The following is a 17,599-nucleotide window of genomic DNA, read 5'->3' as shown; positions in this document are numbered from 1 at the left end:
GTGCGCAATGTCAAAGAAGTCACGCGAAGAATTGATTCACATGGTCCAACAGCTCATTGATGCAAATCTCCCCGAGGATGAGGAAGATCGTATCGTCGAGGAATTGAAGCTGAGCGTATTGCATCCACGCGTTACGGATCTGATCTACTACAACACGCCCAAACTTACGGCTGAAGAAGTGGTGGACAGGGCCCTAGCTTATCGTCCCATTGAGTTGTAAAGCGTTCCGCCAGTACGTCAGTTCAGCACCCGCTACTGCACCCTGCCGGAGGCAGGGGCCGCCGTCATCGAGGCCGGGCAGCATGCGGCCCTCTGCTACGAGCCCTGGCAGGACTTCTCCGCCGGCTTCATCCTCGGCCGCTGCCTACAGTTCGACAACGAACAGTTCGGCAGCTGGTACGAGGCTCAACATCCCCTTCCGGTAGTCCCTGTCGTGCGCATTCCAGAATCCGCAGGGTTGCACGTCAGGCGGAGTGGGTGGTGACGGTAAAGAGTTGGGTCCCTGCGGGATTCCTTTTGGCAAGGAAGCTGGACGCTGTGGGGCGCGGACACCGACCCTCGGTGACATGAGCGATCACTGCATTACACCCGTCGTCCCTGTTCCCGCCCATGAACCTCCGTACTACGCCGTTGTGTTCACCTCCATCCGCACCGAGGGGGACGGCGGATACGGTGCGACCGCCCAGCGCATGGGCGAACTGGTCAAGGAGATTCCCGGGTTCCTCGGAGAGGACTCTGCCCGCTCCCCGGGCGGTCTCTCGATCACCGTCGCCTACTTCCGGGACCTCGCCGGCATCGAGCAGTGGCGCGACCATGCTGAGCATCGCGTGGCCAAGGCGCAGGGGCGTGCGCACTGGTACGAGCGCTACTCGCTGCACATCGCCAAGGTCGAGCACAGCAATGGGTTCGATCGGAGGGGCGCCCCGACCGTCGGGCCCTGCGAGGCGGTCTCGCCGGATGGCGTTCAGCGGTGATGTGAGACCGAGCGAAGGAAGGCCGTCCAGCTGCCCGGCGCGAGCCGGAGTATCGGTCCGTCCGGGTCCTTGGAGTCTCGGACGGCGATGGTGCCGGGGACGTTGCGGGCGCCTTCCACGCACTCGCCATTACCGCTGCTGTAACTGGACTTCACGAACTCGAAGTTCGGCACGGCTCACAGCTCCTTGCGGATGGGTTCGATCAGGGCGACGGAATCGCTCAGTTTGCTGAGGAGGCTCACCGACGTGCCTGAGAAGGTGATCCTCGGCGTGCTGTCTGTTGAGTCTGTGATGTCCGACAGCGGCAGCCGGGCGGGAGCGCTGCCGTGTGTGGTGCGCTGCATTGAGGCGACAGCACGGCAAAGCCATCGGTGACCCACCTGGCGGTAGGCACTGCTCGCCTTCAACTGGGCCTCTCGACATCGAGGGTTGGCGCGGCGGGCGGGTGAGCCTCCCGGTTGTTGCTGTGTCCGCAGGCAACTGGCCGGAAGGTGCCTCAGCGGTGAGGTGAGACCACGCGGAGGAAGGCCGTCCAGGACCCCGGCGTGAGTCGGAGTACCGGCCCGTCCGTGGCCTTGGAGTCCTGGACGGCGATGGTGCCGGGTATGTTGCGGGCGACCTCGACGCACTCCTGGCCGGCGTTGCCGCCGCTGTAGCTGGACTTGATGAACTCGTATCCGGGCATGCCGACTACATCTCCTTCAGGATTTCGTCGATCAGTTTGACCGAGTTGCGCTGAGCGAGGCTCAGTCGCGTGATGCGCTCGAAGAGCCCCCTGTGGTGGTCGGCATCAGTATTGCTCTCCAACCAGACAGTTGACGAGGTGGTATCCACGTGGACCACGTCCAGCGCGCCGGGCTCAGCGAACGACACGATGGTGAAGGCCCCGTTCATGCCCGGATGGGCGCCCGCGAGATGCGGCAGTACCTGCAGTTTCACATTCGGTCGCCGTACCGCGTCCAGCAGGTGCTCCAACTGGGCCCGCATGACGTCCCGCCCACCGACCAGCTGACGCAGGGCCGCCTCGTGGACGACCGCCCAGAGTTCCAGAGGGTTTTCGCCGTCCAGTCGAGCCTGCCTGGCCATGCGGGACTCGACGAACGGCTCGATCTCGTCCGGGTCCTCCCAGTGGCCGTTGCCGACGGCGAGTGCTCGCGCATAGTCGGCCGTCTGCAACAGGCCGGGGACCGTGGCCTGTTGCCAGGTGCGAATGTTGGTTGCGCTGTCCTCAAGCGCGACGTACTCGACCATCCCCTGCAGCTGTGGGTACTGGTTCCACCAGCCGTGCGCCTTGCGCCGCTCGCGGTCCGCCTTCGCCAGCGCCAGCAGATTTCCGATCGCGGCCTCGTCGTGTTCACCGTAGAGGTGGCACAGTGCCCTGACGGCTGCCTGCGGGACCGTCTGTTCCGGGTCGAGACGTCCCTCACCGGTACCGCGCTCCGGGTGGCCGTCAGCGACCCGAGGGGCGAGCGGCTCCCGGCCACCCGCACCGCCGACCTCGACGACCAGTTCGGCCGTGGGCTCCTGCTCGTCCGCACGTACGCCGACCGATGGGCGGTCGAGAAGCTCACCGTGGGCAAGACGGTCTGGGCGGAACTCGAACTCGACGTCCCGAGGGGCCTGCACGCATAGCGTGCTGAGCCGCGTGTCCGGTTGCTGCCGCGGCAAGGACCCCCGATCCCACGACTCCTCGACCCCGCGACGCCCCGACCCCCAACCACCCCCTGAGAACCCCCTATGCGTTTCTCAGGCAAATCACAGGCTGCGGAAAGCGTGTTCTCAGAGGGCGCCGACACCGTGGGGACCATGACCACGACCTCGCCCCACGGGCGCACCGAACTGCTCAGGCCGGACGGGAGCCCCGTGCGGGTGCTGGTGGTGGACGACGAGCTGTCGATCACCGAGCTGCTGTCCATGGCCCTGCGCTATGAGGGATGGCAGATACGGAGTGCGGGGGACGGCACGGGAGCCGTCCGGGCCGCGCGGGAGTTCCGGCCCGACGCGGTCGTCCTGGACATGATGCTGCCGGACATGGACGGGCTGGCCGTCCTGGGGCGGCTGCGCCGTGAGGTGCCGGACGTTCCCGTCCTCTTCCTCACCGCCAAGGACGCCGTGGAGGACCGTATCGCCGGGCTCACGGCCGGTGGGGACGACTACGTCACCAAGCCGTTCAGCCTGGAGGAGGTCGTGGCCCGGCTGCGGGGGCTCATCCGGCGGTCCGGGGCCGCCGACCGGCGGTCGGACTCCGTGCTGGTGGTCGGGGATCTGAGCCTCGACGAGGACAGTCACGAGGTGGCGCGGGCCGGGGAGAACATCCATCTCACCGCCACCGAGTTCGAGTTGCTGAGGTTCCTCATGCGCAACCCGCGGCGGGTGCTGAGCAAGGCCCAGATACTCGACCGTGTGTGGTCGTACGACTTCGGCGGGCAGGCCAATGTCGTCGAGCTGTACATCTCCTATCTGCGCCGGAAGATCGACGCCGGCCGGGAGCCGATGATCCACACCCGGCGCGGTGCCGGTTACCTGATCAAGCCTGCCGCATCATGAGCGGGCGGCGGCGGGCGGGACAGCCGCGGACCCTGCGGACGCGGCTCGTCGTCGCGTCCGTGGTGCTGATCGCCGTGGTGTGCGCGGTGATCGGGACGGTGACCGCCCTCGCCCTGCGCCAGCACCTGAACGACCAGTTGGACGGGCAGGTCGAGGACGCCGGCAAGCGTCTGTCGGTGCCCTTCAAACCGGGCGGCGGGGACGCGCCCCCGGCGACGGAGGACCGCATCGAGGGCTTCGTCACCAAGGGGCCCGTGCAGGAGAAGACCGTCGCGGCCGAGGTCGGCGCGGACGGCAAGGTCACCAGGGCCGTCATGGCGGAGCGGCAGTCCGACGAGGCCAGTGGCTTCGAGGGCCGGGCCGCCGAGCTCGACGACGCCGTGAAGGACGTGCTCTCCGCCGTTCCCACGGACGGCGGCCCCCACACCGTGACACTGCCCGGCCTCGGTGAGTACCGCGTGACGTACGTCCACGGCTTCGAGGGCGGCTACTACGTGGCCCTCCCGACCGAGACGGTCACCAACACCCTCCACACCCTCGTCCTCGTGGAGATCAGCGTCACCGCGGCCGCCGTCGTCGCCGCGGGCATCGCCGGCACCGTCATCGTCGGCGTCGCCACCCGCCCCCTCCGCCGGGTCGCCGCCACCGCGACCCGCGTCTCCGAACTCCCCCTCCACACCGGCGAGGTCAACCTCAGCGAACGGGTCCCCGAGTCCGAGACCGACCCGCACACCGAGGTCGGGCAGGTCGGCGCCGCGCTCAACCGCATGCTGGCCCACGTGCACGCGGCCCTGCACTCCCGCCAGCAGAGCGAGACGCGGGTACGGCAGTTCGTGGCCGACGCCAGCCATGAGCTGCGCACCCCGCTCGCCTCCATCCGCGGGTACGCCGAGCTGACCAGACGCGGCAGAGAGGACATCGGGCCGGACACCAAGCACGCCCTCGGGCGTATCGAGTCCGAGGCCGGGCGCATGACCCTGCTCGTCGAGGATCTCCTGCTGCTGGCGCGTCTCGACGCCGGCCGCCCCCTCCAGTTCGAGCAGACCGACCTCGTCCCCCTCGTCGTGGACACCGTCAGCGACGCCCGCGCGGCCGGCATGGACCACACCTGGCGTCTCGACCTGCCCGACGAACCGGCACTCGTGTCGGCGGACGCGGCACGTCTGCACCAGGTGCTCGTCAATCTCCTCGGCAACGCCCGCAACCACACCCCACCCGGCACGACGGTCACTGCCCGTGTTCAACGGCGGGGCCCGTGGCTGTGCGTGGACGTCGAGGACAACGGTCAGGGCATCCCCCAGGACCTGCTTCCGCACGTCTTCGAACGGTTCGCGCGCGGCGACTCTGCGCGCACCCGTGCCACCGGCTCGACCGGCCTCGGCCTCGCGATCGTGCAGGCCGTGGCGGCGGCGCACGGCGGCGCCGTGACCGTCGACAGTGTGCCGGGACGCACCGTGTTCACGCTGCGTCTGCCCGCCCTGCCCGCGTATCCGGACCCCGAACCGAGCCGACAGCAACACTCACAGGCACGGCACAGCGTCACCACATGGGCGGAACAGGGCGCCTGACGAAGGTCGGTCCCATGCGAACCGACTCTTCTCCCGGCACCCTGCCGGCGCGGGAGCACCTCCCGGCCGGAGATGCCGGTACGCCTGTCCTGGACGTAGTGATCCCCGTCCACAACGAGGAGAAGGACCTCAAGCCCTGTGTGCTGAGACTGCGTGATCACCTCAAGCGCACCTTCCCGTACGCGTTCCGCATCACGATCGCGGACAACGCGTCGACGGACACCACCCCCCAGGTGGCGTCGCGGCTGGAGGCGGAGGTCGAGGAGGTCACGTCCTTCCGGCTGGAGCAGAAGGGCCGCGGCCGGGCGCTGCGGACCGTCTGGGCCGCCTCGGACGCCCCGGTCCTCGCCTACATGGACGTGGACCTGTCCACCGACCTCAACGCCCTGCTGCCACTGGTGGCGCCGCTGATCTCCGGCCACTCGGATCTCGCGATCGGCTCCCGGCTGGCCCGCACCTCGCGCGTCGTGCGCGGACCCAAGCGGGAGTTCATCAGCCGGGCGTACAACCTCATCCTGCGCGGCTCGCTCCAGGCCCGCTTCTCCGACGCGCAGTGCGGTTTCAAGGCCGTACGGCGAGATGTCGCCCAGGTGCTCCTGCCCCTCGTCGAGGACACCGGATGGTTCTTCGACACCGAGCTGCTGGTGCTCGCCGAGCGGGCCGGACTCCGTATCCACGAAGTCCCGGTCGACTGGGTCGACGACCCCGACTCGACCGTGCACATCGTGCGGACGGCGACCGACGACCTCAAGGGCGTGTGGCGGGTCGGCAAGGCCCTGGCCAGTGGCTCGCTCCCGCTCGACCGGCTCGCCCGCCCGTTCGGCGACGACCCGCGCGACCGCGCGATCAAGGACGTGCCCGGCGGCCTGGCCCGCCAGCTCCTCGGATTCTGCGCCGTCGGTGCCCTGTCCACCCTGTTCTACCTGCTGCTGTACAGCGGCTTCCGCGTCTTCACCGGCTCCCAGGTCGCCAACGCGCTCGCCCTGCTGGTCTCCGCCCTCGCCAACACGGCGGCCAACCGGCGCCTCACCTTCGGCGTCCGCGGCCGTGAAGGGGCCGTACGGCACCAGGCGCAGGGCCTGGTCGTCTTCGGTATCGGCCTCGCTCTGACCAGTGGCTCGCTCGCCGCCCTCGACGCGGCCAGCAGCGCCCCCGCGCACTCCACCGAACTGGCGGTCCTGGTCGCCGCCAACCTCGCGGCGACCGTACTGCGCTTCCTGCTCTTCAGGGCGTGGGTCTTCCCGGACCAGCGCGACGCCCCTTCCGCAGTGGCCGCGCCACACACCTCGGTCGAGCAACCGGCGTCGCCCTACGGCCCGTTGCCGCGGCGCTCATCCCCGCACACGCACCACACCGACCCCAGGGACTCCCGATGACCGTCCACTACGACCAGCAGACCCCCGACGCGACAGAAGAGGCTGAAAGGGCCCCCGAGGCCCACCGGACCCACGAGGCCCACCAGACCCACGAGGCCCACGAGGCCCCCCGGACCCACGAGGCCCACGGCGGAGTCGGGAGCCCCGGCACCCGGGGACGGCGGCTGTGGCGCGGTCGCCCCGAGGACCCCCGGTGGGCACGCCCGGCCTTCCTCGGCCTGCTCCTCGCCACGTTCCTGCTCTACCTCTGCAACCTGAGCGCCTCCGGCTACGCCAACTCCTTCTACTCGGCGGCCGTCCAGGCGGGCAGCCAGTCCTGGAAGGCCTTCTTCTTCGGCTCGCTGGACGCGGCCAATGCCATCACCGTCGACAAGCCCCCGGCCGCGCTGTGGCCGATGGCCCTGTCGGTCCGGCTCTTCGGCCTCAGCTCGTGGGCGATCCTCGTCCCCGAGGTCCTCATGGGTGTCGGCACGGTCGCCGTCGTCCACGCGGCCGTACGACGCCGGTTCAGCCCGGCGGCCGGTCTGATCGCGGGTGCGGTGCTCGCGCTCACCCCCGTCGCTGCGCTGATGTTCCGGTTCAACAACCCGGACGCGATGCTGGCCCTGCTGACGGCCGTGGCCTGCTACTTCGTGATCCGGGGCCTGGAGGACGGCCGTACGAAGTGGCTGGTGTGGGCCGGCGTCGCGATCGGCTTCGCGTTCCTCGCCAAGACCCTGCAGGCCTTCCTGATCCTGCCGCCGCTGGCCGTCGTCTACGCGGTCTGCGCGCCGGTGCCGGTGAAGAAGCGGATCGGTCAGCTCGCCGCGGGTCTGGCAGCCATCGTCGTCTCCGGCGGCTGGTGGGTCGCGATCGTCGAGCTGTGGCCCGCCTCCTCCCGCCCGTACATCGGCGGTTCGCAGAACAACTCCTTCCTGGAGCTGACCTTCGGCTACAACGGCCTCGGCCGCCTCAACGGCGAGGAGACCGGCAGCGTCGGCGGCGGGGGCCGCAACGGCGGCGGCAACTGGGGCGAGACCGGCTGGGACCGCCTCTTCGGCTCCGGCATCGGCGGCCAGGTCTCCTGGCTGATCCCGGCCGCGCTGATCCTGCTGGCCGCGGGCCTGGTGGCCACCCGCAAGGCCGGCCGTACGTCCGTGACCCGGGGCTCGTTCCTGGTCTGGGGCGGCGCCCTGCTCACGACCATGCTGGTCTTCAGCTACATGCAGGGCATCTTCCACGAGTACTACACCGTGGCCCTCGCTCCCTACATCGCCCCGCTGGTCGGCATGGGCGCGGCGCTGCTCTGGGAGAGGCGTGACAGGGCATGGGCGTCGCTGACCCTGGCGGCCGCGATGACGGCCACCGCGGCCTGGGGGTACGTCCTGCTCAACCGCTCCTCCGACTACCTGCCCTGGCTGAAGTGGCTGGTGCTGGTCGGCGGTCTCCTCGCGGCCCTCGGCCTGATCTTCTCGGCCCGGCTGGGACGCCGACTCGCCCTGGGTGTCGTCGGATTGGGCCTGGCAGCGGCACTCGCCGGCCCGGCCGCCTACACCCTCACCACGGTGAACGAGGGGCACACCGGCTCGATCGTCACGGCCGGTCCCGCCGTCGCGGGCGGCCGGGGCGGCGGCCCCGGCGGTATGGGCGGCGGCCCCGGCGGGGGCGGAATGCCGGGCCAGAACGCGCAGGGCCTAAACCCGCAGGGCCAAGGACAGCAGAACGGCGACGGCTTCCCCGGCGGCGGCATGCCGGGACAGCAGAACGGCAACGGCGGCACCCAAGGGCAGGGGCAGGGCCAGAACCAGCAGGACGGTATGCCCGGCCGCGGCCAGACCGGTGACGGCGGCGGCATGGGCGGCCGGGGCGGTGTCGGCGGTCTGCTCAACGGCGCCGGTGTCAGCGACGAGGCCAGGGATCTGCTGGAGGAGAACGCGAGTGACCACACCTGGGTCGCCGCGGCCATCGGTGCCCAGAACGCCGCGAGCTACCAGCTCTCCACCGGCGACCCGGTCATGGCGATCGGCGGTTTCAACGGCACCGACCCGTCACCGACGTTGGCCGAGTTCCAGCAGTACGTGGCGGACGGGGAGATCCACTACTTCATCGCCTCCGGTGCGGGCGGGGGCATGGGTGGCAGGGGCGACGGCACCTCCGCGCAGATCACGGAGTGGGTGGAGGCCAACTTCAAGCAGGTCACGGTGGGGTCGGCGACCTTCTACGACCTGACGCAGAGGACCAGTGGCTGACGCAGCCGCAACGTCGGACACGGCGGTGGCCCGGGGCGCTCAACGGCTCCGGGCCACCACCCTCGCCGTACGGCGTAAAATTGCGTTGTACGGCGTATGGGAGCCGTTCTACGGTGTACAGCATGACGACGTCCCCCCAGGAACAGGCCCAAGCGGCCGAAGCCCGACCCCAAGGCCACCCGCAGCGCTGGCTGATCCTCGGTGTCATCTGTCTGGCCCAGCTCACCGTGCTGCTCGACAACACGATCCTGAACGTGGCGATCCCCTCCCTCACCAGCGAACTGGGCGCCGCCACCTCCGACATCCAGTGGATGATCAACGCGTACTCGCTGGTGCAGTCCGGTCTGCTGCTGACCGCCGGCAGCGCCGCGGACCGCTACGGCCGCAAGAAGATGCTGGCCACGGGCCTCGTCCTGTTCGGCATCGGCTCCCTGGTGGCCGGACTGGCCCAGAGTTCCGGTCAGTTGATCGCGGCGCGGGCCGGCATGGGTATCGGCGGCGCGCTGCTGATGACGACCACGCTCGCCGTGGCGATGCAGATCTTCACGCCCGAGGAGCAGCCGAAGGCGATCGGCATCTGGGCGGCCGTGAACTCCCTCGGTTTCGCGGCCGGTCCGCTCATCGGCGGCTTCATGCTGGACCACTTCTGGTGGGGCGCGATCTTCCTGATCAACCTGCCGGTCGCCGCGATCGGGCTGGTGGCGGTCGTGGCGCTGGTGCCCGAGTCCAAGAACCCGCAGGGCGACCGCCCCGACCTGCTCGGTGCCCTGCTGTCCACGATCGGCATGGCCTCCCTGGTGTTCGCGATCATCTCCGGGCCCGAGCACGGCTGGACGTCCGGCCGGGTGCTGGCGACGGCCGCCGTCGCGGTCGTGGTGCTGGGCGCGTTCGCGTACTGGGAGAGCCGGATCCCGTATCCCATGCTCGACATGCACTTCTTCCGGAACCGGCGGTTCACCGGAGCCGTGGCGGGAGCGGTGCTGATCACCTTCGGGATGGGCGGTTCGCTCTTCCTGCTCACCCAGCACATGCAGTTCGTCCTCGGATACGGCCCCCTGGAGGCGGGGCTGCGCACAGCGCCCCTCGCGCTGATGATCGTGGCCCTGAACTTCACCGGCCTCGCGGCGAAGTGGTCGGCCAGGCTCGGCACCCCGGTCTCCATCGGGCTCGGCATGACGGCCATGGCCGCCGGCCTCGTGTCGATCGCGACGCTCACCCACCACGGGTACCCGGGCACGCTGCTGGGCCTGGTGCTCATCGGTGCGGGAGCCGCGGTCGCCAGCCCGGCGATGGCGCACGCCATCATGAGCTCCATCCCGCCGGAGAAGGCCGGTGTCGGCGCCGGTGTCAACGGCACCGTGGCGGAGTTCGGACAAGGACTCGGCGTCGCGGTGCTCGGGGCCGTGCTCAACTCCCGCTTCGCCGCGCTGATCCCGGTGGCCGCGGTGTCCCTGCCGGGGGCGCTGGCCGAGGCGGGGTCGGACGCGGAGCGGGCGCGGATCACCGACGCCTTCGCCTCCGGCCTGGAGACCAGTCAGCTGGTCGGCGCGGCGGCCGTGCTGGCCGGAGGTGTGGTCGCGGCGGCGTTGTTGCGGCGGGCAGAGCGGGCAGACTCCGCCTGAGAACCGAGGTGGTCCGGCTCACTGTGCGGCTGCGGTCTCGTCGTGGCTGGTCGCGCCCACGCGGCGCAGCCGCACGGCGACACCGCTCCCGCACCCCTCGGCCGGCTGCCGCCTAGGTCGTGTCCGCAAAGTCCCGCCTGCCCTGCGACGCCTGGCACGCACTCTCGCCGCACCGGGCGAAAGCCCACGTACAACCAGTACGAGGGCTTCCGCCCGGCACACCGAGAGCACGCACCATACGCCGCGGGGCCCGCCCTCCGGGCGGACGACGGGACTTTGCGGACACGACCTAGCATCTCTGCCAGTGAAGGATCTCCAGGAAGGTGCGCCATGGTGAGGGCGACCGGGCAGACGGCGCGGACCAGTGTCTGGTTGGAGGGCAAGGAGCGTCGCGGCGGGCGCGGCGGGGGGCAGCCGTCCGGGCTCGACCGGGACCGGATCGTCGAGGCGACGGTCCGGCTGCTGGACGCCGAGGGGCTGGCCAAGTTCTCGATGCGGCGACTGGCCGCCGAGCTGAACGTGACCGCGATGTCCGTCTACTGGTACGTCGACACCAAGGACGACCTCCTGGAGCTCGCCCTCGACGCCGCCTTCGGCGAACTGACCCTGCCCGACCCGGAGGCCGACGAGGACTGGCGGGACCAGCTGCGGGCGCTGGCCCATGGGTACCGAGGGCTGCTGGTGCGCCATCCGTGGCTGTCCCCGCTGATCGGCACCTACGTCAACATCGGGCCGAACAGCCTCGCCTTCTCCCGCCTGGTGCAGCACATCATCCGCAGGACCGGCCTGCCCGCGCACGGGCTGGTGGCCGCCATCTCGGCCGTCTTCCAGTTCGTGTACGGCTTCGGCACCATCGAGGGCCATTTCATCGCCCGCAGCGCGGCGTTCGGGATGACCCCGGACGACTACTTCCAGCACACCATGAGCACGGTGACCCAGGCTCCGCAGGCCGCCGACCTCGTCCAGGACGCCACGGAACTCATGGAGGCCCGCGGCGGCGACACGGTCGAGGAGATGTGGGAGCGGGACTTCGACTTCGCCCTGGACCTGCTGGTGGCGGGCATCGAGGCGATGGTGGCGCGCAGTGCCTCGCCGTCTCAGTCGCCCTGAACGAGCCGCGCGGGGAACCCGCCGGTCGCCACCGGCCCCCACTGCCGCGGCGTCACGCGAATGATCGACCGGAACTTGGTCATGCGGGACCGGCGGCCCACCGGAAGCCACTCTCCGGATGATCCAGCCCCACCACCGGCTCTACGTCTGCAGAACTGTGGAGGCGTCGGCCCTGCCGTGCACGCTGTATCGCATCAGCGACCCGGACACCGCGCCGGCCCGCGCATGGTCAGTCGTCGAGCGTCCGGTAGACGGTGGTCCAGAAGTCCTGGTGGAGTCGGGGGGTGTCCGCGGAGTCCATGGCCGTCTGCGTCAGCAGAATCCCGATGAGCCGTTCCGCCGGGTCGGCGTACGCTGTCGTGCCCAGGCCGCCGTCCCACCCGAACTGCCCCACGGACGCGAGGTCACGGCGATGGGTGCGCACCGCCATGCCGAAGCCGTAGCCGCCGTGCCGTCCGAAGAGGTCACCGAACTGGTCCTTCTCGACCTTCTGCTCCGGCGTCAGGTGGTCCGTGGTCATCAGCTCGACCGAGGCGCGGGAGAGGACGCGCTCGCCTTCGTGGCTCCCCTTGTTCAGCAGCATCCGGTGGAACGCGTGGTAGTCGTCGACGGTGGAGACCAGACCGTCACCACCGGCCTCGAACACCGGCGGCCGGCTGTACTTACCGCCGACGGCCTCGTCCCAGGTCGTGAGTTCGCCGGTCTCCGGGTCGTGGGCGTAGCTGGTGGGAAGCCGGTGCATCCGGTCGGCGGGCACGTGGAACCCGGTGTCCACCATCCCCAGTGGCTCGAACAGCCGCTCGCGCAGGAACTCCCCGAAGGACCGGCCCGCCACTCTCGAGACCAGGACCCCGAGCACGTCTGAGCCGACGTGGTACTGCCACCGTTCGCCGGGCTGGTACATCAGCGGAAGAGCGCCCAGCTGCTTGATCCACTCGTCCGGTCCGACCGTCGGCCAGTTCGCGGTCCCGTCACCGATGACGCCCCGCTCCCGGACGGCGACCTGGATCGGGTACGTGTCCGGCGGAGCCGGCACCAGACCGAAACCGAAGGTCAGGGTCAGCAGATCGCGCACGGTGATCGAGCGCCGGGCGGGCACGGTGTCGTCCAACGGGGCGTCGATCCGCGCCAGCACCCGCCGGTTCGCCAGCTCGGGCAGCCAGGTCTCGACCGGGTCGTCCAGTCGCAGTCGGCACTCCTCGACCAGGATCATCACCGCCGCGGCAGTGACCGGCTTGGTCAGTGAGGCCATGCGGAAGAGGGTGTCCCGACGCATCGGCGCACCACCCGGAGCCCCCGCAGATCGTCGGTCACCGCGAGCAGCGCCGACGAGGCCGTCCGCCCCACCGCCGTCCGGCGATCCGCCCTCCGATCCACCGTGGAGTCCGGCGTCCGGTCCGCCGCCCGAACGGCCGACCGATCGAGCATCCGATCGATGAGCCGCGTGCAGCGTGCCCAAGGCCTCGACGTGCACCTGGTCGCCCCTGCCGACCAGGGCGACCAGTCCGGGAACCGCCCCGGACTCGACGTAACCGGCAAGCACCTCGCGCATCCGGCGCAGCCCCGCTCGCGAAAGCCCACCGTCCGCGCCGCCACTCAGAGCCCAGTTCCCCCGCTCGTCCCAGCTCACGGTCTGTCTGGTGGCCTGTGACATGTCGTCCCCCTTGTGTTCACTTTGATCGCCGAGTTGGTCGTCCGGCCTGCCCTTCAGCATTTCGCCTGGCCGGAAGGGGAACAACGGGAGATCACGAAAGGCCGGATAACCTGCCGCTTATGGATCGTGGTGTGTCGTCACAGCGCCGAGGGGGACGGGGACGGGACGGGTGGAGCTGAGGGACATCGAGATCTTCCTGACGCTTGCGGAAGAACTTCACTTCGGCAGGACGGCCCAACGGCTGCACGTTTCGCAAGCGCGGGTCAGCCAGGCTCTCAAGAAGCAGGAACGAGGCGTCGGGGCGCGGTTGTTCGAGCGCACCAGCCGAAACGTGCGGCTGACCCCGCTGGGCGAGCAACTGCGCGAGGACCTGCTGCCGGTCTACCGGGGGCTACGGGAGAGCGTGGAGCGGGCCAGGCTCGCCGCGCGGGGTACGACCGAGGTGTTACGCGTGGGCATGCTGCCCAGCAACGCCCACGATCTACGGCCCTACTGGGAGGCGTTCCGCGCCCGCCACCCGCAGTGTGCCCTGCGCATACGGCACAACCCGTTCGTCGACGCGTTCGGCCCGCTGCGGCGGGGAGAGATCGACGTCCTGGTCGCCTGGCTGCCTGTGGAGGAGCCCGACCTCACGGTGGGGCCGGTCATCTACACCGAACACGCGGTGGCACTCGTCGCCCACGACCACGAACTGGCCGTCCGGCCATCGGTCTCCCTGGAGGTCTTCGGCGATTTCGGCATTTGGCAGGGCCCGGCCGGACCCGATTACTGGGCGGACGCCTTCACGCCCTTCCAAACCCCCAGCGGCCGCCCGATCGAACGCCACAGCCCGGCCATCAAGAGCCTGGACGACTTGTTCACCCAGGTCGGCGCCGGGGACGTCATCCACAACCTGGGCGCCCACGTCACCCGCTACCACGCCCGCCCCGACATCGTCTATCTGCCCATTCACGACTGGCCGGGCCTGCGCTGGGGCCTGGTCTGGCGCAGCGACACCGAGTTCGCCCCCGTCCGGGCACTTGCCCAGGTTGTGGGGGACTTGGGTACGGCGAGGCACTGAGAGTGTCGCGGCGACGGCGGTGAAGGCGAGGAAGCGTTCCGGCTTGTGCTCGTAACGGTGGTGCGTGACCCTGCCGTGCTCACCCTTGCGGCAGCGACTCGCCCTGCACGGCCTGGATGTCCAGCTCGACCTTCAGCGTCGTGCCGATGGCCGCGATGCCCGCCTCGACGACCTGGTTGTAGTTCATCGCGAAGTCGTCCCGGTGCAGTTCGGTCGTCGCCCGGAACGCCGCCCGTGTCCCGCCCCACGGGTCGGCCCCCGTCCCCAGGTAGGCCAGGTCCAGATCGACCGGCCGTACGACACCGTGCATGCCCAACTCCCCGTGCACCGTCCAGCGGTCGGAGCCGGCCGCGGCCGTGACGCCCGTCGAGCGGTAGGTGATCTCGGGGTACTTCGCCACGTCCAGGAAGTCCGGCGACTTCAGATGCCGGTCCCGCATCCCGTTGCCCGTGTCGATGGAGTCGGCCTGGATCACCGCTTGGACCCGGGACTTGGTGACGTCGTCCGCAGCGACCTCGATGGCACCGGAGAACCGTGTGAACCGGCCGCGCACACTGGAGATCCCCAGGTGCCGGGCGACCGCGGCCACGCCGGAGTGCGCGGGGTCGACGGTCCAGGGTCCGGGCGGCGGCAGTTGTGTGCCGCCCTGCCGCGCCAGGGTCACCGTGCCGGCCTCGGCCCGGCCGCTCGCCGTGACGATCGCGCTCGCGGCGGCGGGCGCGTAGCCGACGGCGGTGACGATGAGGGTGTAGGCCCCCGGCCGCAGTGGCTGCGGGTCCCGTACGGTCCCCTCGGCGTCCGCCTCCGCGCGCAGGACCTGCGCGCCGGTCATGTCGGTCACCGTGACGACCGCGTGCGACACGGCCCATCCGTCCCGGGTGCGGATCCTCGCGGTCAGTCCCATCTCACGTCACTCCTTCGAGCTCAAGGAACCGGCCCGCGGCGGCGGCGCGCCTCCGCTCAGGCGCGCCGCCCGCCACGGGCCGGGGTCTGGCTACTCGCCGGGGTGGGCGAGTTCGATGTCGTGGTCGTCGACGCCGTGGCCGGTCACCGTCACAGCCGTCGCCACCGGCGGGTAGCCGGTCGCGATGACCGTGTACTCGCCGCCGTCCAGGTCGGTGAAGGCGTATGCCCCGTCCGCGCCGGTGGTGGCGCTCCCGACGACGTTGCCCGCCGCGTCGACCAGCGTGACCCGGGCGTCGGCCAGCGGACCGTGCGGCGCCCGTACGACGCCCTGGACCTGGGCGCCGGCCTCCAGGTCGACCTCGACGCGGGTGACGCCGGTGCCGCCGATCTCGACGGGCAGGGCGCGCGGCCGGTGTCCGGCGGCGTTCACCGCGACGGTCACGGCACCCGGCACCAGCTCGGCGAAGGAGAACTCGCCCTGCTCACCGGTGGTGGCGGTGGCCAGCAGGTCCCCCCGGACATCGGTGACGATCACCATCGCGTCCTTGACCGGCAGCGCGCTCCCCGCGGCCCGGACCGCACCGGTCAGTCCGCTGGTGCCGCTGAGCAGGATGTCGTACGCGACCGGCTCGTCGTCGACGACGATCGTGGAGGCCTGGGGCTGGAAGCCGTCGGCGGAGGCGATCAGGACGTACGAGCCCGCGCCCGGCGCGTCGACGGCGTACGCGCCGTCGGACTGCGCCACCGACCGGCCGAGCTGCCGCCCGGCGAGGGAGATCAGCGTGACCGCCGCCTGCGCCACGGGCGCGCTCTCGGCACCCCGGACGAAGCCGCGCACCGGGACTCCGGCGAGCCCCTGGCTCTCCTCGGGAGCGGCGTCGGTCCGGGAGGAGGTGTCGGCCCAGCTCGGGACGCGTTCCTGCGCGGCCACCGGCGCCGGCGCCACGGCCTTCGGCGGCTGCGACTCGGCGGCCTGGGCCAGGGCCCCCTTCGTCCTCAACGGGACCTCCTTGATGAACAGGGCGAACACCAGGGCGAGGAAGGCGATCGGCGCGGCGTACAGGAAGACGTCCGCGACGCCGTGGCCGTACGCGCTCTCGATGACGGTGCGTACCGGGGCGGGCAGCGCGTCGAGGTCGGGGATCTCGCCGTGGCCCGAGGAGCCCCGCACGCCCAGTGCGGTCAGGCCCTCCTCGGCGTAGTGGGTGATCCGGTGGCTGAGGACCGCGCCCAGTGCCGAGACACCGATGGCACCGCCGAGGGAGCGGAAGAAGGTCACCACCGAGCTGGCGGCGCCCAGGTCGCTGGGGTCCACCTGGTTCTGGGTGGCCAGCACCAGGTTCTGCATCATCATGCCGACGCCGAGGCCCAGCAGGGCCATGTGGACGGCGACGTGCCAGTACTCGGTGTCGTGGCGGATCGTGCCCAGCAGCCCGAGGCCCGCCGTCACCAGCACACCGCCGGAGACCAGCCATGCCTTCCAGCGACCGGTGCGGGTGATGACCTGGCCGGAGACGGTCGAGGACACGAACAGGCCGAGGATCATCGGGATCGTGAGGACGCCGGACATCGTCGGCGACTCGTCGCGGGCCAGCTGGAAGTACTGGCTGAAGAAGATCGTGCCCGCGAACATCGCGACGCCGACGAACAGGGAGGACAGCGAGGCGAGGGTGATGGTGCGGTTGCGGAACAGGCGCAGCGGGATGATCGGCTCGCTCGCCCTGGACTCGGCGAACACGAAGACCAGCAGCAGCGCGAGCGAGCCGCCCGTCATCGCGTACGTCTGCCAGGACAGCCAGTCGTACTTGTCACCGGCGAAGGTCACCCAGACCAGCAGCAGGCAGACCGCGGCGGTGATGAAGAAGGCGCCCGCCCAGTCGACCTTGACCTTCCGCCTGACGACCGGGAGGTGCAGGGTGCGCTGGAGCACGATCAGCGCGATCACGGCGAAGGGCACGCCGACGTAGAAGCACCAGCGCCAGCCGAGCCAGTCGGTGTCGGTGATGACACCGCCGATCAGCGGGCCGCCGACCATCGCGGTGGCGAAGGTGGCGCCGAGGTAGCCGTTGTAGCGGCCGCGCTCGCGCGGGGAGATCATCGCGGCCAGGATGATCTGGGCCAGCGCGGACAGACCGCCCATGCCGATGCCCTGCACCGCACGGAAGGTGATGAGCATTCCGGCGTTCTGCGACAGACCGGCCAGCGCGGAGCCGGCCACGAAGACGACCAGGGCCAGCTGTATGAGCAGCTTCTTGGAGAACAGGTCGGCGAGCTTGCCCCACAGCGGGGTGGACGCGGTCATCGCCAGCAGCGACGCGGTCACCACCCAGGTGTAGGCGCTCTGGCCGCCGCCGAGGTCCTTGATGATGTCGGGCAGGGCGTTGGAGACGATCGTCGACGACAGGATCGCCACGAACATACCGAGCAGCAGCCCGGTCAGCGCTTCCATGATCTGCCGGTGCGACATCGGAGCGCCGTGGGCGGACGGGCCTCCTGAGTGCTTGGCGTGGGCCCGCACACCGGCTGGTGTGGTCGTTGCCATGGGCTTCCTTCT

At 70.3% G+C, this 17,599-nt stretch carries 16 protein-coding genes and 4 pseudogenes; 11 read left to right on the top strand and 9 right to left on the bottom strand.

Annotation, left to right across the window (positions count from 1 at the left end; genetic code table 11):
- Window positions 1-7: 7 nt before the first annotated feature.
- The 3 genes and pseudogenes from ACWCPI_RS12065 (at window position 8) to ACWCPI_RS12055 (ending at window position 974) form a co-directional block, all read left to right on the top strand.
- Window positions 8-220: a bacteriocin immunity protein gene (locus tag ACWCPI_RS12065; RefSeq protein ID WP_451038020.1), complete on the top strand. Its 213-nt coding sequence runs from the start codon at window positions 8-10 to the stop codon at window positions 218-220.
- 33 nt (window positions 221-253) lie between these two features.
- A pseudogene (locus ACWCPI_RS12060) lies at window positions 254-484 on the top strand (DUF1266 domain-containing protein); the annotation flags it as partial.
- Window positions 485-566: 82 nt separating this feature from the next.
- Complete coding sequence (locus ACWCPI_RS12055; RefSeq protein WP_451038019.1) at window positions 567-974, top strand: antibiotic biosynthesis monooxygenase family protein; 408 nt, start codon at window positions 567-569, stop codon at window positions 972-974.
- On the opposite strand, the gene ACWCPI_RS12050 is transcribed toward ACWCPI_RS12055, so the two are convergent.
- From ACWCPI_RS12050 to ACWCPI_RS12035, 4 genes and pseudogenes are all read right to left on the bottom strand, one after another.
- Complete coding sequence (locus tag ACWCPI_RS12050) at window positions 965-1,147, bottom strand: DUF397 domain-containing protein (protein WP_451038018.1); 183 nt, start codon at window positions 1,145-1,147, stop codon at window positions 965-967. The two genes, ACWCPI_RS12055 and ACWCPI_RS12050, sit on opposite strands and share 10 nt — an antisense overlap.
- A gap of 3 nt (window positions 1,148-1,150) precedes the next feature.
- A complete protein-coding gene (locus tag ACWCPI_RS12045) occupies window positions 1,151-1,318 on the bottom strand; it encodes a hypothetical protein (RefSeq protein WP_451038017.1) in 168 nt (55 codons plus the stop codon).
- 152 nt (window positions 1,319-1,470) lie between these two features.
- Window positions 1,471-1,659, bottom strand: coding sequence for a DUF397 domain-containing protein (locus ACWCPI_RS12040; protein WP_451038016.1), 189 nt, complete (start codon window positions 1,657-1,659; stop codon window positions 1,471-1,473).
- A 5-nt stretch (window positions 1,660-1,664) separates the two neighbouring features.
- Window positions 1,665-2,357: pseudogene (locus tag ACWCPI_RS12035) on the bottom strand (DUF5753 domain-containing protein); the annotation flags it as partial.
- Between ACWCPI_RS12035 and ACWCPI_RS12030 the strand changes: the two are divergent.
- From ACWCPI_RS12030 to ACWCPI_RS12000, 7 genes are all read left to right on the top strand, one after another.
- Window positions 2,340-2,606: an ATP-binding protein gene (locus ACWCPI_RS12030; RefSeq protein WP_451038225.1), complete on the top strand. Its 267-nt coding sequence runs from the start codon at window positions 2,340-2,342 to the stop codon at window positions 2,604-2,606. The pseudogene ACWCPI_RS12035 and the gene ACWCPI_RS12030 overlap by 18 nt on opposite strands.
- A gap of 174 nt (window positions 2,607-2,780) precedes the next feature.
- Window positions 2,781-3,521, top strand: a complete 741-nt coding sequence (locus tag ACWCPI_RS12025) for a response regulator transcription factor (RefSeq protein ID WP_451038015.1) — start codon at window positions 2,781-2,783, stop codon at window positions 3,519-3,521.
- A complete protein-coding gene (locus ACWCPI_RS12020; RefSeq protein WP_451038014.1) occupies window positions 3,518-5,089 on the top strand; it encodes an ATP-binding protein in 1,572 nt (523 codons plus the stop codon). Before ACWCPI_RS12025 ends, ACWCPI_RS12020 begins: the two co-directional genes overlap by 4 nt.
- Window positions 5,090-5,103: 14 nt before the next feature.
- Window positions 5,104-6,465 carry a glycosyltransferase gene (locus ACWCPI_RS12015; protein ID WP_451038013.1) on the top strand — a complete coding sequence of 454 codons (1,362 nt, stop codon included), beginning with the start codon at window positions 5,104-5,106 and terminating at the stop codon, window positions 6,463-6,465.
- Window positions 6,462-8,693: an ArnT family glycosyltransferase gene (locus ACWCPI_RS12010; RefSeq protein WP_451038012.1), complete on the top strand. Its 2,232-nt coding sequence runs from the start codon at window positions 6,462-6,464 to the stop codon at window positions 8,691-8,693. Before ACWCPI_RS12015 ends, ACWCPI_RS12010 begins: the two co-directional genes overlap by 4 nt.
- Window positions 8,694-8,815: 122 nt before the next feature.
- Complete coding sequence (locus ACWCPI_RS12005) at window positions 8,816-10,315, top strand: MFS transporter (protein WP_451038011.1); 1,500 nt, start codon at window positions 8,816-8,818, stop codon at window positions 10,313-10,315.
- A gap of 330 nt (window positions 10,316-10,645) precedes the next feature.
- Window positions 10,646-11,425: a TetR/AcrR family transcriptional regulator gene (locus ACWCPI_RS12000; protein WP_451038010.1), complete on the top strand. Its 780-nt coding sequence runs from the start codon at window positions 10,646-10,648 to the stop codon at window positions 11,423-11,425.
- On the opposite strand, the pseudogene ACWCPI_RS11995 reads toward ACWCPI_RS12000, so the two are convergent.
- Window positions 11,413-11,496 (bottom strand): annotated as a pseudogene (locus ACWCPI_RS11995) (PPOX class F420-dependent oxidoreductase); the annotation flags it as partial. The gene ACWCPI_RS12000 and the pseudogene ACWCPI_RS11995 overlap by 13 nt on opposite strands.
- Window positions 11,497-11,654: 158 nt before the next feature.
- Window positions 11,655-12,977 carry a serine hydrolase domain-containing protein gene (locus ACWCPI_RS11990; RefSeq protein WP_451038216.1) on the bottom strand — a complete coding sequence of 441 codons (1,323 nt, stop codon included), beginning with the start codon at window positions 12,975-12,977 and terminating at the stop codon, window positions 11,655-11,657.
- Window positions 12,978-13,248: 271 nt separating this feature from the next.
- Here ACWCPI_RS11990 and ACWCPI_RS11985 point away from each other — a divergent pair, with 271 nt between their 5' ends.
- A complete protein-coding gene (locus ACWCPI_RS11985; RefSeq protein WP_451038009.1) occupies window positions 13,249-14,139 on the top strand; it encodes a LysR substrate-binding domain-containing protein in 891 nt (296 codons plus the stop codon).
- Here ACWCPI_RS11985 and ACWCPI_RS11980 read toward each other — a convergent pair.
- The 3 genes and pseudogenes from ACWCPI_RS11980 to ACWCPI_RS11970 form a co-directional block, all read right to left on the bottom strand.
- Window positions 14,125-14,211, bottom strand: a pseudogene (locus tag ACWCPI_RS11980) (IS5/IS1182 family transposase); the annotation flags it as partial. The gene ACWCPI_RS11985 and the pseudogene ACWCPI_RS11980 sit on opposite strands and share 15 nt — an antisense overlap.
- 7 nt (window positions 14,212-14,218) lie before the next feature.
- A complete protein-coding gene (locus ACWCPI_RS11975) occupies window positions 14,219-15,043 on the bottom strand; it encodes a YceI family protein (protein ID WP_451038008.1) in 825 nt (274 codons plus the stop codon).
- 90 nt (window positions 15,044-15,133) lie between these two features.
- On the bottom strand, window positions 15,134-17,587 hold the full coding sequence (locus tag ACWCPI_RS11970; RefSeq protein WP_451038007.1) for an MFS transporter: 2,454 nt from the start codon (window positions 17,585-17,587) through the stop codon (window positions 15,134-15,136).
- Window positions 17,588-17,599: the final 12 nt, after the last annotated feature.

It is taken from the genome of Streptomyces sp. NPDC001920 (assembly GCF_053594495.1).
This window is presented reverse-complemented; position numbering and strand designations above follow the sequence as displayed.